The sequence below is a fragment of the Providencia alcalifaciens genome (genome assembly GCF_915403165.1).
GTDB classification, from domain to species: Bacteria; Pseudomonadota; Gammaproteobacteria; order Enterobacterales; family Enterobacteriaceae; genus Providencia; species Providencia alcalifaciens_C.
On the sequence record NZ_OU659204.1, the window covers coordinates 971,047 to 993,628 of the forward strand.

General features: G+C 42.2%; 20 protein-coding genes and 2 tRNA genes. 18 read left to right on the top strand and 4 right to left on the bottom strand.

Going from position 1 to position 22,582, the window contains the following annotated elements:
- The first annotated feature begins 5 nt into the window (after nucleotides 1–5).
- The 3 genes from nqrF (at nucleotide 6) to nqrM (ending at nucleotide 2,739) form a co-directional block, all read left to right on the top strand.
- Nucleotides 6–1,232 (top strand): NADH:ubiquinone reductase (Na(+)-transporting) subunit F, encoded by a 1,227-nt coding sequence (gene nqrF, locus LDO73_RS04280; RefSeq protein WP_154604566.1) that lies wholly within the window; start codon nucleotides 6–8, stop codon nucleotides 1,230–1,232.
- 231 nt (nucleotides 1,233–1,463) lie between these two features.
- The gene (locus tag LDO73_RS04285; protein WP_224060349.1) at nucleotides 1,464–2,495 is read left to right on the top strand and encodes an FAD:protein FMN transferase; all 1,032 of its coding nucleotides are present in this window, start codon (nucleotides 1,464–1,466) and stop codon (nucleotides 2,493–2,495) included.
- A 16-nt stretch (nucleotides 2,496–2,511) separates the two neighbouring features.
- Nucleotides 2,512–2,739, top strand: coding sequence for a (Na+)-NQR maturation NqrM (nqrM, locus tag LDO73_RS04290; protein WP_224060350.1), 228 nt, complete (start codon nucleotides 2,512–2,514; stop codon nucleotides 2,737–2,739).
- 149 nt (nucleotides 2,740–2,888) lie between these two features.
- On the opposite strand, the gene LDO73_RS04295 is transcribed toward nqrM, so the two are convergent.
- From LDO73_RS04295 to LDO73_RS04305, 3 genes are all read right to left on the bottom strand, one after another.
- Nucleotides 2,889–3,269, bottom strand: a complete 381-nt coding sequence (locus LDO73_RS04295) for a hypothetical protein (protein WP_224060352.1) — start codon at nucleotides 3,267–3,269, stop codon at nucleotides 2,889–2,891.
- Nucleotides 3,270–3,283: 14 nt separating this feature from the next.
- Nucleotides 3,284–3,643 carry a hypothetical protein gene (locus LDO73_RS04300; protein ID WP_224060353.1) on the bottom strand — a complete coding sequence of 120 codons (360 nt, stop codon included), beginning with the start codon at nucleotides 3,641–3,643 and terminating at the stop codon, nucleotides 3,284–3,286.
- 208 nt (nucleotides 3,644–3,851) lie between these two features.
- Complete coding sequence (locus tag LDO73_RS04305) at nucleotides 3,852–4,748, bottom strand: glycerophosphodiester phosphodiesterase family protein (protein WP_224060354.1); 897 nt, start codon at nucleotides 4,746–4,748, stop codon at nucleotides 3,852–3,854.
- A gap of 233 nt (nucleotides 4,749–4,981) precedes the next feature.
- Between LDO73_RS04305 and dinB the strand changes: the two genes are divergently transcribed.
- Nucleotides 4,982–6,037, top strand: coding sequence for a DNA polymerase IV (gene dinB / locus LDO73_RS04310; protein WP_224060355.1), 1,056 nt, complete (start codon nucleotides 4,982–4,984; stop codon nucleotides 6,035–6,037).
- An 88-nt stretch (nucleotides 6,038–6,125) separates the two neighbouring features.
- On the opposite strand, the gene pepD is transcribed toward dinB, so the two are convergent.
- Complete coding sequence (gene pepD / locus LDO73_RS04315; protein ID WP_224060356.1) at nucleotides 6,126–7,586, bottom strand: beta-Ala-His dipeptidase; 1,461 nt, start codon at nucleotides 7,584–7,586, stop codon at nucleotides 6,126–6,128.
- 319 nt (nucleotides 7,587–7,905) lie between these two features.
- Here pepD and gpt point away from each other — a divergent pair, with 319 nt between their 5' ends.
- From gpt to LDO73_RS04385, 14 genes are all read left to right on the top strand, one after another.
- Nucleotides 7,906–8,370, top strand: coding sequence for a xanthine phosphoribosyltransferase (gene gpt / locus LDO73_RS04320; RefSeq protein WP_108479429.1), 465 nt, complete (start codon nucleotides 7,906–7,908; stop codon nucleotides 8,368–8,370).
- A 174-nt stretch (nucleotides 8,371–8,544) separates the two neighbouring features.
- Nucleotides 8,545–9,795, top strand: coding sequence for an esterase FrsA (frsA, locus tag LDO73_RS04325; protein WP_224060357.1), 1,251 nt, complete (start codon nucleotides 8,545–8,547; stop codon nucleotides 9,793–9,795).
- Nucleotides 9,796–9,866: 71 nt separating this feature from the next.
- Complete coding sequence (crl, locus tag LDO73_RS04330; RefSeq protein WP_224060358.1) at nucleotides 9,867–10,268, top strand: sigma factor-binding protein Crl; 402 nt, start codon at nucleotides 9,867–9,869, stop codon at nucleotides 10,266–10,268.
- Between the two features lie 115 nt (nucleotides 10,269–10,383).
- On the top strand, nucleotides 10,384–11,487 hold the full coding sequence (gene proB, locus LDO73_RS04335) for a glutamate 5-kinase (RefSeq protein ID WP_036954225.1): 1,104 nt from the start codon (nucleotides 10,384–10,386) through the stop codon (nucleotides 11,485–11,487).
- A 2-nt stretch (nucleotides 11,488–11,489) separates the two neighbouring features.
- Nucleotides 11,490–12,743: a glutamate-5-semialdehyde dehydrogenase gene (gene proA, locus LDO73_RS04340; RefSeq protein WP_224060359.1), complete on the top strand. Its 1,254-nt coding sequence runs from the start codon at nucleotides 11,490–11,492 to the stop codon at nucleotides 12,741–12,743.
- A 134-nt stretch (nucleotides 12,744–12,877) separates the two neighbouring features.
- The gene (gene aroL, locus LDO73_RS04345; RefSeq protein WP_224060360.1) at nucleotides 12,878–13,375 is read left to right on the top strand and encodes a shikimate kinase AroL; all 498 of its coding nucleotides are present in this window, start codon (nucleotides 12,878–12,880) and stop codon (nucleotides 13,373–13,375) included.
- 126 nt (nucleotides 13,376–13,501) lie between these two features.
- Nucleotides 13,502–15,649 carry a bifunctional acyl-ACP--phospholipid O-acyltransferase/long-chain-fatty-acid--ACP ligase gene (gene aas / locus LDO73_RS04350; protein ID WP_224060361.1) on the top strand — a complete coding sequence of 716 codons (2,148 nt, stop codon included), beginning with the start codon at nucleotides 13,502–13,504 and terminating at the stop codon, nucleotides 15,647–15,649.
- Nucleotide 15,650: 1 nt separating this feature from the next.
- Nucleotides 15,651–16,853 carry a lysophospholipid transporter LplT gene (gene lplT / locus LDO73_RS04355; protein WP_224060363.1) on the top strand — a complete coding sequence of 401 codons (1,203 nt, stop codon included), beginning with the start codon at nucleotides 15,651–15,653 and terminating at the stop codon, nucleotides 16,851–16,853.
- Between the two features lie 14 nt (nucleotides 16,854–16,867).
- Nucleotides 16,868–17,383: a nicotinamide-nucleotide amidase gene (pncC, locus tag LDO73_RS04360; protein ID WP_224060364.1), complete on the top strand. Its 516-nt coding sequence runs from the start codon at nucleotides 16,868–16,870 to the stop codon at nucleotides 17,381–17,383.
- 92 nt (nucleotides 17,384–17,475) lie between these two features.
- Complete coding sequence (gene recA, locus LDO73_RS04365) at nucleotides 17,476–18,543, top strand: recombinase RecA (RefSeq protein WP_224060366.1); 1,068 nt, start codon at nucleotides 17,476–17,478, stop codon at nucleotides 18,541–18,543.
- Between the two features lie 325 nt (nucleotides 18,544–18,868).
- Nucleotides 18,869–21,496, top strand: a complete 2,628-nt coding sequence (alaS, locus tag LDO73_RS04370; protein ID WP_224060368.1) for an alanine--tRNA ligase — start codon at nucleotides 18,869–18,871, stop codon at nucleotides 21,494–21,496.
- 225 nt (nucleotides 21,497–21,721) lie between these two features.
- On the top strand, nucleotides 21,722–21,907 hold the full coding sequence (gene csrA, locus LDO73_RS04375; RefSeq protein WP_004264815.1) for a carbon storage regulator CsrA: 186 nt from the start codon (nucleotides 21,722–21,724) through the stop codon (nucleotides 21,905–21,907).
- Between the two features lie 438 nt (nucleotides 21,908–22,345).
- A tRNA-Ser gene (locus tag LDO73_RS04380) sits at nucleotides 22,346–22,438 on the top strand.
- A gap of 11 nt (nucleotides 22,439–22,449) precedes the next feature.
- Nucleotides 22,450–22,526: transfer RNA gene (locus LDO73_RS04385), tRNA-Arg, on the top strand.
- The last annotated feature ends 56 nt before the right edge of the window (nucleotides 22,527–22,582 follow it).

Consider the following 22,582-nt stretch of genomic DNA (forward strand, 5'->3'; position numbering starts at 1 on the left):
AATTCATGGATATTATTATTCTAGGCGTAGTTATGTTTACCCTGATTGTCTTGGCGCTGACAGGTCTGATCCTGTTTGCAAAGTCCAAGTTGGTCAATACAGGGAACATTAAAGTTGAAGTCAACGGCGATCCTGATAAGAGCTTTGATGCTCCAGCAGGTGATAAGCTGTTAGGTATGTTAGCAAACCAAGGTATCTTTGTTTCTTCTGCCTGTGGTGGCGGTGGTTCCTGTGGTCAGTGCCGTGTAAAAATCAAAGAGGGCGGTGGTGACATCCTGCCAACTGAGCTTTCTCACATCAATAAACGTGAAGCGAAAGAAGGTTGCCGTCTGGCGTGTCAGGTTAACGTAAAACAAGATCTGAAAATTGAATTACCTGAAGAAATTTTCGGCGTGAAAAAATGGGAATGCGAAGTTATCTCCAATGATAACAAGGCGACGTTCATTAAAGAGCTGAAGTTAAAAATTCCTGAGGGAGAAGTGGTCCCATTCCGTGCGGGTGGTTTTATTCAAATTGAATGTCCGCCTCATGTGGTGAAGTACTCAGACTTTGATGTACCTGAGGAATACCGTGAAGATTGGGATAAATTCAACTTATTCCGCTATGTTTCGGATGTCAAAGAAGAAACAGTACGTGCTTACTCAATGGCAAACTACCCAGAAGAGCGCGGTATTATTATGCTGAACGTGCGTATTGCAACGCCACCGCCGCGTAACCCAGATGTACCGCCGGGAATTATGTCATCGTATATTTGGTCATTGAAACCGGGCGATAAAGTCACTATCTCTGGTCCATTTGGTGAGTTCTTCGCGAAAGAAACGGATGCTGAAATGATCTTTATCGGTGGTGGTGCGGGTATGGCACCGATGCGTTCCCACATTTTCGACCAATTACGACGTTTAGATTCTAAGCGTAAGATCAGTTTCTGGTATGGTGCACGTTCTAAACGTGAAATGTTCTATACCGAAGATTTTGACCAGTTAGCCGCAGAGCATGACAACTTTACATGGAATGTTGCACTTTCTGACGCTTTGCCTGAAGATAATTGGGACGGTTACACAGGATTTATTCATAATGTCCTGTATGAAAACTACCTCAAAAATCACCCAGCGCCAGAAGATTGTGAGTTCTATATGTGTGGGCCTCCGGTCATGAACGCTGCAGTCATTAAGATGTTAAAAGACCTCGGTGTTGAGGACGAAAACATCTTACTGGATGATTTTGGTGGCTGATTAATTGCTGTAAATTATCTATTAAGCGCTCAGGAAACTGGGCGCTTGTTGATTAAAAAGAGGAAAAAATGGGTTTTTTTCCTCTTTTTGGTTGTAAACTGTGAATCGCCAAATAGGCAATTCAATTTTTAAACGTGAGTATTCTCTAGATTTGTGAATGTTGAGTTTGTTAGACGTCTCAGCACCTACTCTTTCTCTAGTGGGCGCTTACAATTAACGCTGAGAAAATTTATGCTAAACAGAAAAGTATTTGCTCCTGTGCTGCTATTCGCAGCCACTCTCCTTCTTGCCGCATGTGGTGGACCTGAACAAAAAAATCTTCAGGGACAAACCATGGGAACCTATTATTCTGTTAAGTTCGTGGCAGACTCTTCAGAGCCTTCATCGGAAGCTATCCAAGCCGAAATAGACAAGCGTTTGGAAGAAGTGAACGACCAAATGTCGACCTATCGTCCAGGTTCTGAATTAAGTCGCTTCAATCAATCCAATGAAGTTAATGTGCCATTCCCTGTTTCTGCTGCGACGGCCAAAGTGGTCAGTAAAGCTATTGAGATTAATAAATTAACGGATGGCGGTCTGGATGTCACCGTTGGCCCACTGGTTAATCTGTGGGGGTTTGGTCCAGAGGGACGAGTCACAAAAGCGCCGACAGACGAAGAGCTTGAAAAACGTCGCGCATGGGTGGGTATCGATAAGCTCTCTGTACAAGACAACAACTTAATCAAAACCATTCCTGAGCTGTATGTTGATTTATCTTCCATCGCTAAAGGTTATGGTGTTGATGTGGTGGCTGAATATTTAGAGTCCATCGGTATCAATGATTATATGGTTGATATTGGTGGTGAAGTCCGTACAAAAGGTAAAAATGGCAAAGAGACACCATGGCGTATTGCGATTGAAAAACCTGCAACGGATGGTGTGAGTCAAACGGCACAGGAAATTATCGAGCCGGGAGATTTATCTATCGCCACTTCAGGGGATTATCGTAACTATTTTGAACAAAATGGTGTGCATTTCTCTCATACGATTGATCCCAAAACAGGTAAGCCAATTTCCCACAATTTAGTCTCAATTACGGTATTAGCCGACGATTGCATGAGTGCGGATGGGCTATCAACAGGCTTCAATGTGATGGGGCCAGAAGCGGGTCTCGCACTTGCTGAAAAAATGAATATTCCTGTTTTTATGATTGTGAAGACAGATAAAGGCTTTGAAGAGCGTTACACTAAAGCATTCGAGCCATTTTTACAGAAAAAACAGTAACTAGGAGGAACGCAGAATGTTGAATGTTTTTCTTGCAGCCTTTGCCTTATTTTTGTTGGCATTTCTAGGAATGTCTCTTGGTTATATTATCAAGCGTAAAAGTATCCAAGGTAGTTGCGGCGGTTTAAGTAGCATTGGGGTAGAGAAAGTGTGTGACTGCCCCGAGCCTTGCGATGCGCGTAAAAAACGTATGGCACGCGAAGAAGCACGCCAAAAAATGCTAGAGAAAAACCGCATCATTTAAGTTAAAAATAGATATTCATGCCTTAGCTGATTGGATATTGGCTAAGGCAAAATCATATAGTAATACAACATGATTTAAACAATTAGAAACGTTCTAGTCATTCATTATGGATAAATATGACTAATAATATTGTATGCGAGTAGTCTATTTTAGTTTTTACCGTGATCTTGTATGATATCCGTAGAGCATGATCTTCCTGATGCAAAATTAGTGAATAAACGTTTGGATTCGCCATTAAGGCGCAAGATGACTTTATGGTGATCTTCTGGCTTTATTGAACAAGAAAAGCCAATTGCGGATCTCAATTTTTCGCCTGACTTAGTTATAAAATGAACCACCCAGTAATTTGGTCCTTCAACTCGGTAATAAAAGGATGTTGCTTCAGGAATAATTTGCTTATCTTTAACATCATATAAATACATCTGCTTTGTAGGAATATTAGAGGTTATTTCATCAGTAAGAATTAAAACGCTCTCTAAGTCTTCCCCCCAAAAATTTTCAAATCCTATTTGGCAACGCTCTATAGTCATTATTTACCTCCTATTTAAACTGTGTACATTTCTTTTGAACATGAAATAGAAACTGGGTAATTAACAAACATGCTTTTAGTATTACCGTTAAAACTAATAGTAACTTTACCATTATCTCTATCATTTATTTTGCAAAGTAAATAATCGCCACTACTCCATTTCATTCCTGAAACTGTCGTTATATTCCCCTTCCAGTGACTATTCTCTGTTGTGGAAAATGTAAATTCAGCGGAATCAATAAGTGTTTTTCCATTCGCTACATTATAAAAAATAAATGCATTTTCATATTCATTGCCATTATTTTGAAAAATAATTTCTATTTTTTTTATATCTTCATTCCACATGTTCTCAATTGATAAGATACCTTTTGACATAGCCAAATTTTTTCCTCTATGAATAGTTGGATTTTAAATATCATGGCATTTTTAATTGATAGTGTAATTAATGTTGAATGTTATTAACTATTAAAAAAGGGAGAAAGATAAGATGGAGAAATGTATGTATAGAAAAGAGAAATAATAAAAATAAGCTACTTAAATTGAATAAATCATTATCAAAATAAAGTAGCCTAATAATTAGTGTTTATTTTTTGAAAGCTTTTGGTGAATCAACCATAACGGCATCAGCACCAATTTCTTTAGCTAGTTGATAATCAATATCGTTATTTACACCAAATACAATGATGTAAGCGTTGCCATTTTTTCTAAAGCAGTCGATAGCTTCTTTATCCCATGAGAGCGTTGCAGGGGAACGTGCTTCACCAAGGGTATATTTCTCAACGACTTCAACTTTACGATGCAGCTCAAAACCATACCAGCGAGTCGCAGATTTATCATTCTCCAGCGTACATTGATGGCTCATTACACTGTTTGCGAGCATAGTGCGAGTTTCATCACGGCTTTCAAATAACTGCAACTGAGTAGAAAGAGGCTTAAGCGCTTTTAAAAATGCGTCGTTAGTGGAATAAAAACGGACTTGGTTAAATGTGTTGGTTTTATTCAGTAATGCCACAATAGCTTGAGCTTGAACATTAGGATCAGCGTCTGGCGATTTTAAGTCGATATAAAAAATCGTATCGGGGTATTTTTTTAAAACATCTTCTAGTGTGACGATAGTGGTTTGCGCAGCGGGCAGTTGCTGGTTATTTTTCTGATTAAATTTATACGCCGCATTTATCTGGCTTAATTGTTTGGCGGAATAATCAGAAATAACACCGCTTTTATCCGTTAAAGCATCTAAATCACTCGGGCGATACAGAACTAATTGATTATCTTTACTGAGCTGAACAGTTAACCAAATTGCATCAGCTTTATTGCTTTTGGCTTGTTCGATTGCATAAAGGGTATTTTCAGGGGCATCTGCGGTACCCGCGCGGTGTGCCACAATCTGCGGCATTAATGCGGAAGCGGATTGGCTAACCAAAAGCAGTAAGCCTATCGCGGCGGATTTTTTGAACACTGACGTTGATATAATTTGCATTTGTATAATCCATAATAATAGAAAATTCAATGAACTAACATGAGATTGACCGAGTGGTTGTTGTAATATGTTTCATCCGTTTTGTAAGCAATGAGCCTATAAATTAGGAGTAACTTTTTACTTTTTCGGTTATTTACAGTATTTCAGGAATACATTTCAAACAGATGAATAAGTTGCATGGCTAATAAAACAACTGTATATTTACTCAGTAATTATTGGTTGAGGTGGCTATCATGCGTAAAATTATTCATATTGATATGGATTGCTTTTTTGCAGCGATAGAGATGCGTGATGACCCCAATTTGCGCAATATTCCACTGGCTGTCGGAGGAAGTGCAGACCGGCGCGGTGTGTTGAGTACCGCAAATTATGAAGCAAGACGCTATGGTGTTCACAGCGCAATGTCGACGGCATTGGCATTGAAATTATGCCCGCATCTGAAAGTCGTACCCGGTCGTATGGCGGTCTATAAAGAAGTTTCCCATCATATTCGCCAAATATTTGCACGCTATACCGATCTTATTGAGCCGTTATCTCTCGATGAGGCTTTTTTGGATGTGACTGATTGCCAGCAACTTCACGGTTCGGCCACTCTCATCGCCGAAGCTATCCGCCAGCAAATTTTTGATGAACTGCAACTCACTGCTTCTGCGGGAATTGCTCCGATTAAATTCCTCGCCAAGATTGCCTCTGATATGAATAAACCCAATGGGCAATTTGTGATCACGCCACAGGAATTGCCAGCGTTTATTGCCACACTGCCATTAAAAAAGATCCCCGGCGTTGGAAAAGTAACAGCGCAAAAACTTGCGGACATGGGGTTATTAACCTGTGCAGATGTTCAGTGCTATGACATGTTGGCATTGGTAAAGAGTATGGGGAAATTTGGACAGGCGTTATGGGAGCGCTGTCATGGCATTGATGAGCGGGCAGTGAATCCTGAACGCTTACGTAAATCTGTTGGAGTAGAGCGCACACTCGCTAAAGATATTCATCAATGGGATGAGTGTTTGCCTTTACTCGATACTTTATACGATGAGCTACATTTTCGCTTAGAGAAAGTGAAGCCAGATCTGCGTATTGCTCGCCAAGGTGTGAAATTAAAATTTGAGGATTTTCAGCAAACGACGCAAGAACATGTTTATCCCATTATTGATAAACATGATCTCATTCAGCTAGCAAAACAGGCTTGGGAAAATCGACGAGCAGGGCGAGGTGTCAGATTAGTTGGCTTGCATGTGACATTGCAAAATCCGCAAATTGAAAGGCAGCTTTCATTACTTTTATAGGCTAAAAAATACGAAATAAAAAATAGGGTCATAAACTGTAGTTTATGACCCTATTTTTTAGCTTAAAGTCTACTTAGTCTTTTACTACTTAGTTTTTCACTGGGATAGCTTTTAAGATAGCAGTTAACAGTGTCCAGTATTGACCCACGCTCTCAATGTGAACGCGCTCATCTGGTGAGTGTGCACCACGGATGGTTGGTCCAATGGATACCATATCCATTAATGGATAAGGCTTTTTGAACAGACCACATTCAAGACCCGCATGGATAACCATGATGTTTGGAATTTTACCAAACAGTTTTTGGTAAGTGTCGCTAACAATATGCATGACTGGTGAGTCTGCATCTGGTTGCCAACCTGGGTATCCACCTTCTGCACGGTGCTGAGCTTTCGCCAGTTTTGTCAGTGATGTCAGCATGTTAACTACGTAATTTTTACCTGAATCGATCAGTGAACGGATTAAGAAGATAACTTCCGCTTTGTCTTCGGTCATTTTTACAACGCCTTCGTTCAGCGAAGTTTCCACAACCCCTTTCACCACATCACTCATACGGATAACACCACTTGGCGCAGAGTTCAGGAAGAAAACTAAACGTTGTTGGCAATCATCAGTCAGGGCTTTTAAATCACTCGTCGTTTCATCTAAGAGTAAAACTAAGTTAGGTTCTACAGCGGCTAATTCATTTTGCAGAATGCCTTCATAGCGAGTTCTTAGTGTGGTTAATTCAGCCACTTTATCAGCCGGTACTGCGATAGTAGCATGGCCTTCGCGTGGAATTGCGTTACGCAGTGTACCACCAGTGAATTCCAGTAGTTTTAAGCTTAAGTCTTCAGCGTGACCCGCTAAGAAACGTGCTAACAGTTTGTTTGCATTACCTAAACCTAAATGAATGTCGCCACCAGAGTGACCGCCTTTAAGGCCTTTTAAGGTCATGGTGAAGGTTTTATAACCTTGTGGTAATGCTTCACGGGTTAAATCAAATGTGGCCGTGAAATCAACGCCACCTGCGCAACCCATGTAAATTTCGCCTTCTTCTTCTGAATCGGTGTTGATCAGAATATCAGCTTGTAACCAGTTTGGTTGTAAACCGAAAGCGCCGTCCATGCCAGTTTCTTCGGTCATGGTCAGTAACACTTCCAGTGGGCCGTGTTCAACGCTGTCATCCGCTAATACCGCTAATGCGGATGCCATACCGATGCCGTTATCTGCGCCTAATGTTGTGCCTTCGGCAGTGATCCACTCACCATTAATATAAGGGCGGATAGGATCTTTAGTGAAATCGTGCTCTGTGTCGTTATTTTTTTGCGGCACCATGTCTAAGTGAGCTTGCAGTACAACGGGTTTGCGGTTTTCGTAACCTTTAGTCGCCGGTTTACGGATTAAGATATTACCAACTTGGTCGCGCTCAACGTGAAAACCCTTCCCTTTAGACCATTCCATGATGTGAGCGGCTAAAGCTTCTTCGTGTTTTGATGGGTGAGGGATGGAGCAGATTTTAGCGAAAATATCCCACAATGGTTGTGGTTTTAGCGTTGATAATTGTGACACGTTCTTCTCCTTGGCACTTTGATCGTAATCTTTCCGTCATATTTCAAGCTGGGGATTAGCTTACACCCAAAACAATTGACTGACGGCGTTGGTCGCTTAATTCAAGATTGCACTTAAGTGTAATAACTCAGGTTTTAAGCGGTTTTAAGTATTGATTCAGCATAACACTTTCTATCGAATAATGGAGAGCGTTAATAAGAATAATTCATTTAGTGGGATGGTTTCACTGGTTTTTCCTGCGCCAAATCACTATAATCTCGCGCAACCTTTTTTCCGCAAGACACATTTCTGTTTTACTCACCTTCGGGACCCGAATTTTATGAGCGAAAAATATGTCGTAACGTGGGATATGTTGCAAATACATGCCCGTAAACTCGCACAACGTTTATTACCAGCAAAACAATGGACTGGTATCATCGCAGTTAGCCGTGGTGGTTTAGTCCCAGGCGCACTGCTAGCGCGTGAGCTGGGTATTCGTCATGTTGACACCGTTTGCATCTCTAGCTATGACCATGATAATCAACGCGAATTGAATGTAATCAAACGCGCTGAAGGCGATGGTGAAGGCTTTATCGTGATTGACGATTTAGTGGATACTGGTGGCACAGCGAAAGCTATCCGCGACATGTATCCAAAAGCACACTTCGTGACTATCTTTGCAAAACCAGCAGGTCGCCCATTAGTGGATGATTATGTGGTTGATATCCCACAAAACACATGGATTGAACAGCCTTGGGATATGGGCGTTGTGTTTATTGATCCTCTGTGTGAACAAGATAAGTAGTCTGAACTCAATAATTTAAATCTGTTTAGCCGTCATAGGTCACGTTTGTTTGATAAAAACAACACATTATTACCTAAGTGATTTGAGCTAAACACGATATGATAGAGGGGAGTGCGAAATGCACTCCCTTTTTGTTTATGTGACAGATTTAATAGGTAAAAGTAGGGAACCCACATGACTCAGCAAAATTTATCCGAAAAACTCTTTAAACCTCGCGTTAGACAAGTTGAAACATCAACGTTGGTTTCTTATTCCTCCCATACTCTGTCCCAATTAGAGAACCACAGTGTATTAAGTGGCTCTTCGCATAATCATTGGTATCGTACTCTCAACCGTTTAATGTGGATCTGGCGTGGTATTGATGCGATTGAAATTGAAGAAGTTTTAAGCCGTATTGCCATTTCAGATGCTAAACGCAGCCGTGAAGAATGGCTTGATACTGTCATAGGTAATCGTCGCGGTAATTGGTGCTTTGAATGGTCCCATCAAGCCATGCACTGGCAGCAAAAAGCGTTAGAATTTGAAAAAGGTCAGGAAGCGTGCGATGCGTGGCTGCGTGCCGCTAACTTATACAGCATTGCGGCTTACCCGTTTATTAAAGGGGATGAGCTGGCGAATCAAGCGATTGTGTTAGCCTGTAAAGCTTATGATAGCGCGGCTAAATTTTCACAGTACCAATTGAAAAAAATTCCATTTAAAGTTGATGGTGGCAAAGAAGTCTGTGGCTTTTTACATATTCCATCAAATGTCCAAGGTCCTTATCCAACCGTGATGGTTTGTGGCATGCTTGATAGCTTACAGACAGATTACAGCCGCTATTTTCGAGAATATTTAGAGCCTCGTGGTATAGCGATGTTAACTTTGGATATGCCATCCATCGGTTATTCTGGCAAATATAGCCTTTCACAAGAAACCAGCACATTGCATGAACAGATTGTTCGCCAACTCGACACCATTCCATGGATTGACCACACGCGATTCGCAATAACAGGGATCCGTTTTGGCGCGAATATCGCCGTTCGCTTAGCGTATATGTGCCCGGATAAAATCAAAGCTGTTGCGGTGATTGGCCCTATCGTTCATAGCTTATTGCATGAAGAGAAATATCAGAAAGATATTCCCCGTATGATGCTGGATGTTTTTGCTAGCCGCTTAGGAATTTATCAAGTTGATGGTCAGTCATTACGTCATGAACTCAGCTGTTATTCACTGCGTAATCAAGGTTTGTTGGGGCGACGTAACCAGGTACCGATGATGTCAGTATGTTTTAAAAATGATCCCTACAGTCCGAAAGCTGATTCCGATTTAATAGCACGTTCATCTATGGATAGTCATTTATTGACATTGCCAAGTAGCCCTATTTTAGAGGCTTTTGAGCGATCTATGTCAGATACAACCAAATGGTTAGAAAGTAAAATATTATAATTGTATTGAATAGCTTGCTTATTTTTTAACATTTGCTAAAAAGGGATCTTCCCAAGAAGGAGATCCTTAATATGGCGTTACCGACTGATTACACAAATGGAAAATTTTTAAAGAAATTTGCTGCGATAGGGCCTTATTTACGTGAGCAACAATCTATCAAAAACTGCTACTTTTTTGATAGCTTAGTTGTCTGTGTTAATGCGAATATCGTGCCTGAAAAACGTGAGTTTTGGGGATGGTGGTTAGAATTAGCCTCCACGGATGATGGGTTCGAATTTGCTTACAAGTTAGGGATCTACAACAATCAGGGAAATTGGCAAGCAAAAGCCTTAAAGGATGCAGCAACGACGGATGCTGTCGAAAAGAACCTACATGCCTTCCATCAACGCCTTACCCAGCAATTATCTGCTCTAGAACTAAGCTTGTTCCCATCCCCCTTAATGACAGAATTAAAGCTGGAATTAAGCGCATAAAATTGTTTTAAACCAACTTTTGTTTAATTTTGCGTTATGCCTGTTGGCATAACGCGCATCTCCTGATAAAACTGATACCCACTTTGTATTTATTAATCCTAATGGCAGAAAAATGATGAAAAATAGCCAAACACTCGTGGTCAAACTTGGCACAAGTGTTTTAACAGGGGGCTCACGTCGTTTAAATCAAGCTCACATTGTTGAGTTAGTTCGACAGTGTGCGCAGCAATATGAAAAAGGTCACCGAATTATTATTGTCACGTCTGGCGCAATTGCCGCAGGGCGTGAACATCTCAATTACCCCGAACTGCCAGCCACCATTGCATCTAAACAGCTGCTGGCGGCGGTTGGTCAAAGCCGTTTAATCCAATTATGGGAAAGGCTTTTTTCCATCTATGGTATTCACATCGGGCAAATGCTATTAACGCGTGCGGATCTTGAAGATCGCGAACGTTTTTTAAATGCGCGAGACACACTGCAAGCGCTGTTAGATAACGGTATTATTCCGGTGATTAACGAAAACGATGCGGTGGCGACAGCAGAAATCAAAGTGGGGGATAATGATAACTTATCCGCACTTGCCGCTATCCTTGGTGATGCAGATAAGTTACTGTTATTAACTGATATTGAAGGCCTATACGACGCGGATCCACGCAGTAATCCGAACGCAAAATTAATCCCTGAAGTTCACGGCATTAATGATGATTTACGCCGTATGGCAGGGGATAGCGTAACGGGCTTAGGCACTGGTGGAATGGCAACAAAATTACAGGCGGCTGATGTTGCTGGTCGTGCTGGGATTGATGTGTTCATTGCCGCGGGCAATAAACCGGATGTCATCAATTCAGTGATTGAAAATATCCCTGTGGGAACCCGTTTTTACGGGCAGAAAAACCCAATGGAAAACCGTAAGCGCTGGATTTTTGGCGCTCCAGCGGCGGGGGATGTTTATATTGATGATGGCGCGCAATTGGCGATCACTGAAAAAGGCAGTTCGTTATTGCCAAAAGGCATTAAGAAAATTGAAGGGGATTTCTCCCGTGGCGCAGTGATCCGTATTCGCAATATGGCAGGTAAAGATTTGGCACATGGCGTAAGCCACTATAATAGTGATGCGCTCAGAATGATTGCCGGTCATCATTCCCAAGATATTGGTAAAATCCTTGGCTATGAACATGGCTCAGTAGCCGTTCATCGCGACGATATGATAGTGAGTTAATTATGTTAGAACAAATGGGTAAAGCGGCGCGCGAAGCGTCATGGCAGTTGGCTCAATTCAATACCAAACAAAAAAACAGTGCGCTTGAGCAAATTGCTGACCTCTTAGAGCAAAAGAGTGACAGTATTTTAGCGGCTAACCAACTAGATATGGCTCAAGCAGAACAAAGTGGTATGAGCGCGGCATTACAAGATCGTTTATTACTGACTCAAGCTCGTTTAAAAAGTATTGCGGATGATGTCAGAAAAGTGTGCCAGTTGGCTGATCCAGTAGGGCAAGTCCTTGATGGTAGCGAGTTAGATAGCGGATTAAATTTACAACGTCGCCGTGTTCCATTAGGGGTTATTGGGGTTATCTATGAAGCTCGTCCTAATGTGACTGTGGATGTCGCTTCTTTATGTTTAAAAACAGGAAACGCAGTCATTCTACGCGGTGGAAAAGAGACGCATAATACCAATCTTGCTGTGGTAGAGGTTATTCAGCAAGCGCTGAAAAATAGCGGGTTACCAGCCAATGCGGTACAGGCAATCAACAATCCTGATCGCGAATTAGTGACTCAATTATTAAAATTGGATCGCTATGTGGATATGCTGATCCCTCGCGGAGGCGCAGGTTTACATAAATTATGTCGTGAGCAATCTACGATCCCGGTAATCACTGGCGGAATTGGTGTTTGCCATACTTTTGTAGATGACTCTGTGGATTTTGATAAGGCACTGAGTGTCATTATCAATGCTAAAGTTCAGCGTCCAAGTGCATGTAATTCATTGGAAACACTGTTGGTTCATGAAGATATTGCGGCGAGTTTCTTACCGCGTTTAAGTGAAAAAATGGCTCAGCAGCAAGTGACATTACATGCCAGCGAGAAAGCAATGACATTCTTGAAAGATGGTGCGGCGAAAGTGGTGCCTGTTCAAGCGGAAAATTTAGTTGATGAATGGTTATCTTTGGACTTGAACGTTGAGATTGTTTCAGGGATTGATGCCGCTATCGAGCATATTCGCCATTATGGTACCGCTCATTCTGATGCCATCTTAACGGAATCTATTCGCCAAGCGGATTACTTTGTACAGCGTGTGGATTCAGCTGCGGTATACGTGAATGCCAGCACCCGCTTTACCGATGGTGGACAGTTTGGACTAGGCGCGGAAGTGGCAGTGAGTACCCAAAAACTCCATTCTCGTGGACCTATGGGGTTAGATGCTCTGACTACTTATAAATGGATTGGTTACGGTGATTTTTTAAGTCGGCCATAATTTAATCATAATAATTTCGAGCCACACGATGTTGTGGCTTTATTTTTTTAGACTATTCGCCATTTTGGCTAACCTGCTTGAAGCATGTGTATGGCAAATTTATCATAGTAATCATGATGATGGGATGAATATAGATGTTCTACATAATTGGGCCTAGAGGCTCAGGAAAAACAACGATTGGTAAGAAGCTCGCGGAAAAAACGGGTTACCAGTTTATTGATACCGACAAACTTATTTTAGAACACGCGGGGATGAGCATCGCTGACATTGTCCAGCAACAAGGTTGGGACTATTTTCGTCAGCTTGAAAGCCAAATCCTTGCTTCAATCGAACCACAAAAAGCCATTGTCTCAACAGGGGGCGGTATTATTTTAGCCTCTGAAAATCAGCAGGTTATGCGAGATAATGGAACAGTAATTTATTTACGTTCAACCCCTGAAACCCTCGCACGGCGGCTGGCGGCAGAGCCTCAAGCAGAACAGCGGCCGAGCTTAACGGGAAAATCAATGCTCGAAGAAATTGAAGAGGTGATGGAGCAGCGTGATCCTATCTATTTATCGACTGCGCACCATGTTATTGATGCCAATCAATCCATTGATGCTATCATTAACCAGATCGCAAATTTGAGATAAATATTAGGTATACCAGTGTCTTTAGGAATAAACCCCTAAATGAGGTGCAGTGGTCACGAGATAATTATTGTAGTATCTAATTGTTAATCAATAGATAAAATTATCACCATAAGAAAGGGAATCATTATGTTGGCAAAGATAATAAAAAAAGTACTGAAGTTTTTGTTTCGTGTCGAAGTCATTGGCAATCCAAATGAGTTCAATCAAGACAAATGTATCATTACGCCAAACCATGTCTCTTTTCTTGATGGTGTGTTGATTGCGCTATTCTTACCTGTAAAACCTGTATTTGCCATGTACAGCACAGTGGCAACACCTAAGATGGTCAAGCGTCTTAAGCCATATGCCGATGTTGTTGCATTAGATCCAAAGAATCCATTAGGCCTCAGACACCTTGTTCGTGAAGTGGACAAAGGTCGCCCAATTGTTATTTTCCCAGAAGGCCGCATTTCTGTTCATGGCTCTTTAATGAAGATCTATGAAGGTGCTGCATTCGTCGCTGCCAAATCAGGGGCAAAAATTGTCCCTATTCGTATTGATGGTGCTGAACGAAGTTACTTTGGGCGCTTAAAAGGGGTTATCCCGTTAAAGTGGTTTCCAAAAATCAAGTTACATATCCTACCTGCTGAGGCCATTCCTATGCCAGATGCGCCTCGTGCTGTTGAGCGCCGCGCATTAGCGGGTGAACACCTTTACCAAATTATGAAAGCGGCACGTATGGCAAGCCGCCCACAAATGACGTTAGTTGAAGCCTTTATTGACAGTATTGAACGTTACGGGCGTCGTTCTCGCTGCATTGAAGATATCGCCTTTAAAGAAGATCACTATCAAGGATTACTGAAAAAGTCCCTTGGTGTAGGGCGAATTATCGAACGCTATACCCATGAAAATGAACGTGTAGGGTTATTGCTACCCAATGCGACAGTGACAGCGGCGGCAATTTTCGGCTGTTTAATGCGTGGGCGAGTACCTGCGATGCTGAATTACACGTCGGGAAGTCATGGGATCAGTAATGCATTGAAAGCGTCAACGGCGAAAGTGGTTTTCACCTCAAGACAATTTTTGGAAAAAGGGAAGCTCACTCATATTCCTGAGCAAGTACCTGAAGCCACATGGATTTACCTTGAGGATTTAAAAGACACCGTCACCTTGCAAGATAAGTGGTGGATTGTTAAACACTTATTTTCACCACGTAACGCTATTGTTCCCCGTAATGTGGATGACGAAGCCATTGTATTGTTTACCTCTGGTTCTGAAGGAACGCCAAAAGGCGTAGTACATAGTCATCGTAGCTTAATGGCGAACGTTGAACAGATCAAAACCATTGCCGATTTTACGCCGCGTGACCGTTTTATGTCGTCACTGCCGCTATTCCATGCATTTGGATTAACGGTTGGGTTATTTATTCCTTTGTTTTCGGGTAGCCGTGTTTTCCTATACCCAAGCCCACTACATTACCGAATTATTCCTGAGTTAGTGTATGACCGAAATTGTACCGTTCTGTTTGGAACCTCAACGTTCTTAGGTAATTACGCGCGTTTTGCCCATCCGTATGATTTTGCAAGGGTACGCTATGTTGTGGCTGGAGCAGAAAAACTGTCGGATAAAACCAAGAAAATTTGGTACGAAAAATTTGGTATTCGTATTCTTGAAGGCTATGGCGTGACCGAGTGTGCGCCGATTGTTTCTATTAATGTCCCGATGGCGGCGAAAGAAGGCTCTGTAGGGCAGATTTTACCTAGTATGGAAGCTCGCATTATCCCATTGCCGGGGATTGAACACGGTGGAAAACTTCAGTTGAAAGGCCCGAATATTATGAAGGGCTATTTACGTGTAGAAGCGCCTGGCGTGTTAGAAGAGCCAAAAGCAGAGAATGCTCAGGGCGAGTTAGAGCCTGGCTGGTATGACACTGGGGATATTGTTGAGTTAGACAAGAAAAATTTCTGCACCATTAAAGGACGAGTGAAACGCTTTGCTAAACTGGCTGGTGAAATGGTTTCTCTTGAAAGTATTGAACAAATGGTGGCAGAAATTTCTCCAAGTTGCGATCACGGTGTTGTGACTAAACCCGACAGTAGCAAAGGAGAAGCGTTGGTATTATTTACCACGGATAAGGATCTTGACCGCGGTGCATTATCTGCCGCAGCGAAAGGTAAAGGTTTAACAGAATTGGCGGTTCCACGGGATATCCGTTGGGTTAAAGCTTTACCAGTATTAGGTAGCGGAAAAACGGATTTCGTGACATTGAAACAGATGGCGTTAACAGGGGAATAATATGCAGGAGAGCACACCAAACACGCCACTGTTAAGTACCGGAATGAAGGCAGTTCTGGCCTCTCAGTTTCTTTCTGCATTTGCGGATAACGCGTTATTATTCGCGATATTAGCTCAGCTAAAAGCGGAGTTTTACCCAGAATGGAGCCACCCAATTCTACAAATGGTGTTTGTCTTCACCTATATTGTGCTGGCACCATTTGTGGGGCAAATTGCGGATAGATTTTCTAAAGGCCGGGTGATGCTGTTTTCCAACATATTTAAATTTGTTGGGGCATTGGGGATCTGTTTAGGGGTAAATCCATTCCTATGCTATGGGTTAGTCGGTGTGGGCGCTGCGGCGTATTCCCCTGCAAAATACGGTATTTTGGGTGAGCTGACTGGTGGCGATAATTTAGTAAAAGCCAACGGTCTAATGGAAGCCTCAACGATCGCAGCGATTTTAGTCGGTTCTGTAGTGGGCGGAATGCTCTCTGACATTAACCTATTGCTGGCATTAGGTACCTGCTCTCTACTGTATGCGTTAGCGGTTATTGTTAATTTCTTTATTCCTCACTTAGCGGCCGCAAGACCGGGAACAGGATGGAATTTCAAACTGTTGCTGACAGATTTTTTCTCCGCCTGTCGTATTTTATGGGCAAACCAAGAAAGCCGATTCTCCCTTGTGGGCACCAGCATGTTTTGGGGCGCAGGGGTGACATTACGTTTCTTGCTGGTGGCATGGGTGCCAGTGGCTCTTGGCTTGCAAGATAATACAACTCCGACCATTTTGAATGCGATGGTGGCAGTTGGTATTGTGGTGGGCGCTGGGTTAGCGGCGAAATTTATCACCTTAAAAACGGTTTATCGCTGTATTCCAGCAGGGATCGTAATTGGGGTTATGGTGGTTTTCCTTTCATTGCAAACCAATATTATTCCTTCATATTTTATTTTGATGGTATTAGGGATTTTCGGGGGACTATTCGTAGTTCCACTGAATGCTTTGCTCCAAGAGAAAGGCAAAGAAACGGTTGGAGCAGGTAATGCCATCGCAGTACAAAATCTCGGTGAAAACAGTGCGATGCTATTAATGCTAGGGTTATATTCTCTGGCAATAAAGGTCGGATTCTCTGTCGTGAGTGTGGGTGTTGGTTTTGGCGTAGTGTTTGCAATTGCGATTGCAGGGCTGTGGATTTGGGATCGCGCTCGTAAAAAAACAGCATAATGGTGAATAACCAAATGATAGATGAGAAGCAACTCGAAATATTAAGTATTCAGTTAGGACAGCGTTTACTGCAACTTGATAAAACAGTGACGGCGGCAGAATCCTGTACTGGTGGATGGATTGCCAAAGTTTTGACGGATATCTCAGGCAGCTCAGCCTATTTTAACCGTGGGTTTGTGACTTACAGTAATGAAGCCAAACATCAAATGATTGGGGTAACGAACGACTCATTAACGCGCTTTGGTGCAGTGAGCCAGCAAGTTGTTCAGGAAATGGCGCTTGGGGCACTAAATGAAGCTCAGGCAGACTTTGCGATGTCAGTCAGCGGAATTGCCGGCCCGGGTGGCGGAAGCAAAGACAAACCAGTCGGGACAGTTTGGTTTGGTTTTGCATTAAAGCAGCCCAATGGCACTGTGGATGTTGTGACTCGTCATCAGAGATTCGAAGGTGATAGGTATCAAGTTCGTTTGCAATCAACAGGTTATTCGCTGGAAACACTTTTACAGTTAATCGCTGAAAAATTTTCTTGATACTGTATGATTATACAGTATACTTAGTTCCATCAAATCGAATTCAATCGTTTTATTCGCAATGGTTGTCACCATTGCCTTAGGGAGTAAACATGGCTATTGATGAAAACAAACAAAAAGCACTTGCTGCGGCATTAGGTCAAATCGAAAAGCAATTCGGTAAAGGTTCTATTATGCGTCTTGGTGAAGACCGCACAATGGATGTTGAAACTATTTCAACAGGTTCTTTATCTCTTGACGTTGCTTTAGGTGCGGGTGGTTTGCCATTAGGGCGTATTGTTGAAATCTACGGTCCTGAATCTTCAGGTAAAACGACATTAACTCTGCAAGTTATTGCTGCAGCTCAACGTAGTGGTAAAACTTGTGCGTTTATTGATGCTGAGCACGCCCTTGACCCTATCTACGCGAAAAAATTAGGCGTTGATATTGATAATCTGCTGTGTTCTCAACCAGATACTGGTGAACAAGCGTTAGAAATCTGTGATGCATTAACTCGCTCTGGTGCGGTAGACGTGATCATCGTTGACTCCGTTGCAGCATTAACACCAAAAGCTGAAATTGAAGGCGAAATCGGTGATTCTCATATGGGCCTTGCGGCGCGTATGATGAGCCAAGCAATGCGTAAATTAGCGGGTAACCTGAAAAACTCAAATACCTTGCTGATTTTCATCAACCAGATCCGTATGAAGATTGGTGTGATGTTTGGTAACCCAGAAACCACAACTGGTGGTAATGCACTGAAATTCTACGCTTCTGTCCGTTTAGATATTCGCCGTATTGGTGCGGTGAAAAACGGTGAAGAAATTGTTGGTAGCGAAACTCGCGTTAAAGTTGTAAAAAACAAAGTTGCGGCACCATTTAAACAAGCTGAATTCCAAATCCTTTATGGTGAAGGTATCAATACCTTCGGTGAGCTAATTGACTTAGGTGTTAAACATAAGCTGATTGAAAAAGCGGGCGCTTGGTACAGCTATAACGGCGACAAAATTGGTCAAGGTAAAGCGAACTCGACGACTTACCTGAAAGAACATCCTGACGTTGCACAAGAAATTGATAAAAAGCTGCGTGATTTATTATTAAACCACACAGGTGAATTTAACAGTGCAGCGACTGATTTTATCAGTGATTCTGATGAAGAAGAAGTTCCAGAAGAATTTTAATTCACCGCTAACTTGTTGAAATAAATTGATATCAAAAGCGCCATTCTTAATTGATTGGCGCTTTTTTGTATCTGCCTATCACAATAATAGTTTATTGCACAGTTTTTCTGTGGAAAAATACCCTAGCCAGAGGTATAAACATACTTTCAGAAAATATTCAGACGCTTTACAATGAAAGCCGCGAATGGATGTATCTATATTTTACTTCTATACAAAGAGACTTTATCTTATCAGTCACTTTTTAATCGGAGAGTTGATTAGAGGTGATGTTACATTCCATCTCAACAATTCGTAATTCTGTTTCCAGCTTGATATCGGGATAAATATGAGTAAAAGCACCGCTGAGATCCGTCAAGCGTTTCTCGACTTTTTCCATACGAAAGGTCATCAGGTGGTAGCCAGCAGTTCGCTAGTGCCAAATAATGACCCAACACTATTGTTCACTAACGCAGGGATGAACCAGTTCAAAGATGTATTTCTTGGTCTGGATAAACGAGCATATTCCCGAGCGACAACCGCACAACGTTGTGTACGTGCAGGTGGTAAACATAACGACTTAGAAAACGTGGGCTATACCGCTCGCCACCACACATTCTTTGAAATGTTAGGTAACTTTAGCTTCGGTGATTACTTTAAACACGATGCTATTCGCTTTGCATGGGAACTTTTAACCAGCGAACAGTGGTTCAACCTGCCAAAAGAAAGACTGTGGGTTACTGTATACGCGACTGACGATGAAGCTTACGATATTTGGAACAAAGAAATTGGTGTTCCTGTCGAGCGTATTATTCGTATTGGTGATAACAAAGGTGCTCCTTACGCGTCTGACAACTTCTGGCAGATGGGTGACACAGGGCCTTGTGGACCTTGTACCGAAATTTTCTTTGACCATGGCGATCATATCTGGGGTGGTCCTCCAGGAAGCCCAGAAGAAGATGGTGACCGCTATATTGAAATCTGGAACCTCGTCTTTATGCAGTTCAACCGTCAATCTGACGGTACCATGGAACCACTACCAAAACCTTCTGTAGATACAGGTATGGGGCTGGAACGTATTTCTGCGGTTCTGCAACACGTGAATTCTAACTATGAAATCGATATTTTCCGTGAACTGATTGCAGCAGCAGCAGAAGCGACAGGTGCAACTGACCTGTCTAACAAATCTCTGCGCGTTATTGCTGATCATATTCGTTCATGTGCGTTCTTGGTGAGTGATGGTGTTATTCCATCAAACGAAGGTCGTGGTTACGTTTTACGTCGTATTATTCGCCGTGCGGTACGTCATGGTTACATGCTGGGCGCGAAAGAAACGTTCTTCTATAAATTAGTTTCTACTCTAATTAAAGTGATGGGACCTGCAGCGGAAGAGCTACAGCGTCAACAATCTTTAGTTGAGAAAGTATTAAAAACTGAAGAAGAACAGTTTGCGCGTACTTTAGAACGCGGTCTGCAATTATTAGATGAAGAGCTGGCATCATTAAAAGGCGATACGCTAGATGGTGAAACGGCATTCCGTCTCTATGATACTTATGGATTCCCGTTAGATTTAACGGCTGACGTATGCCGCGAGCGCAATCTCAAAGTGGATGAAGAAGGCTTTGAGCGTGCAATGGAAGATCAGCGCCGTCGTGCGAGAGAATCAAGCGGCTTTGGCGCAGACTATAACGCACTGATTAAAGTTGACAAACACAGTGAATTCTCAGGCTATCAGCATGATGAACAACAAGCGACTATCACTGCATTATATAAAGATGGTCAGCCAGTTGATTCCCTGCAAGCGGGGGATGAAGGTTTAGTTATCCTCGATAAAACCGCATTCTACGCAGAATCAGGCGGTCAAGTTGGTGATACTGGAGTCCTCAAAAATGACAGCGCGAACTTTACTGTTACTGATACCCAAAAATATGGTCAAGCAATTGGTCATGTGGGTAAGGTTGAATCCGGTTCATTAGTTGTTAACCATCGAATTGCAGCTATAGTCAATAGTGAAAGACGTAATGCTATTCGCCTTAACCACTCGGCGACTCACTTATTACATGCAGCATTACGCCAAGTCTTAGGCGAGCACGTTTCTCAAAAAGGCTCGTTGGTGAATGACAAGTATCTCCGTTTTGACTTCTCTCATTTTGAAGGGATGACACAACAGCAACTGCGTCAAGTGGAAGACATTGTGAACGCGCAGATCCGTCAAAACTCAGAAATTGAAACTGAGTTGATGGATTTAGAGGGTGCGAAAGCGAAAGGGGCTATGGCATTATTCGGTGAAAAATATGAAGAACGCGTACGTGTTCTGAGTATGGGGAATTTCTCCATCGAATTATGTGGTGGAACACATGCTAGCCGCACAGGGGATATTGGCCTGTTCAGTATCTTAAGTGAGTCTGGTACCGCTGCAGGGGTTCGTCGTATCGAAGCGACAACCGGCGCAACTGCAATGGAGCACTTACATGCTCAGTCAGAACAGCTTTCTGCAATTGCTCACCTATTAAAAGGTGATGCAAATAGCCTAGTTGAGAAAGTTAAAGCTGCATTGGATAAATCACGAAATCTTGAAAAAGAGATTTTGCAATTAAAAGATCAGCAAGCCTCTCAAGAAAGTGCTTCACTAGGTAGTAAAGCGAAAGATGTTAAAGGTATCAAACTATTAGTTAGTCAATTAAGCGATACGGATCCTAAACTATTGAGAACAATGGTCGATGATCTAAAAAATCAGCTGAAATCGGCGATTATCGTGCTTTCAACCACAAGTGGTGATAAAGTCAGTATAATTGTTGGTGTGACTAATGATTTGACTGCTAAAATTAAAGCAGGTGATTTGGTATCCTATGTTGCAGGACAAGTAGGCGGTAAAGGTGGCGGTCGACCAGACATGGCGATGGCTGGAGGTACTGACGTAAGCGCATTACCAACAGCGATGGAAAGTGTCGAACAATGGGTTGATTCTAAACTGTAATTGCTGTGAAGTTACCCCATTTTAGTGGGGTAACTTTAATCTGTTGCAGCATTGTTAATATGTTGCCGGTAGTGTTATATTTTGCTTGTAAATAATTAGAATTATTGCCTTGATGGCATCAATGCTTTAGGTGAATGTCATTGCTTTACGTTTTCACGGTGTGTGATGGACAATAGCGGGGAATACCTAGAGACCCGACTCTTTTAATATTTCAAGGAGCAAAGAATGCTTATTCTGACTCGTCGAGTTGGTGAAACACTCATGATAGGCGATGAGGTAACAGTGACCGTATTGGGCGTAAAAGGCAACCAAGTACGTATTGGTGTTAATGCCCCAAAAGAAGTTTCTGTTCACCGTGAAGAAATTTATCAACGGATCCAGGCCGAAAAGACTCAACCAGACAATCAATAATAATGAATAAGCGTCCAGTGAGTTATCACACAGCAATAATGGGCGCTTGTCTTTCTCTTTTTTATCTTTATTCACTTCCTAATCTTTCTAATCTTTAATTGGCTTAACACATTATGTTAGTGTTGAGCATTATCTCTTTGAATGAATCCGCCTTTCTTTCTGTGCTATTTTTATACTGCTAAGCTACACGCTATCAACTTTCTTTATTTTTTCCTGAATTTTTTATAGTAAGAGTGAAGATAATAAAAGGGCAAAAAAGCACGGAAACATTGCTTTTTCGGTGTTAAACTAATCATCTTGCTTGTGAAATGTGCAAACGATCATTGGAATGCAAAAAGTTTGGAAAAATTGTTTGACTTCTAAGTCTAGGAAAGTAATATGTGCGCCACACAGAGACGAGATGTTTAAACAAAAACAAATCGTATGTGACTAAAATATGGTGAGGTGGCCGAGAGGCTGAAGGCGCTCCCCTGCTAAGGGAGTATGCGGTCAAAAGCTGCATCGAGGGTTCGAATCCCTCCCTCACCGCCATTTTAGGCTCTGCATCCGTAGCTCAGCTGGATAGAGTACTCGGCTACGAACCGAGCGGTCGGAGGTTCGAATCCTCCCGGATGCACCATTTTCTACCTTATGAGTAAAGCTGATAGGGTGATGTTTTAGTTTATAGCGAACTAA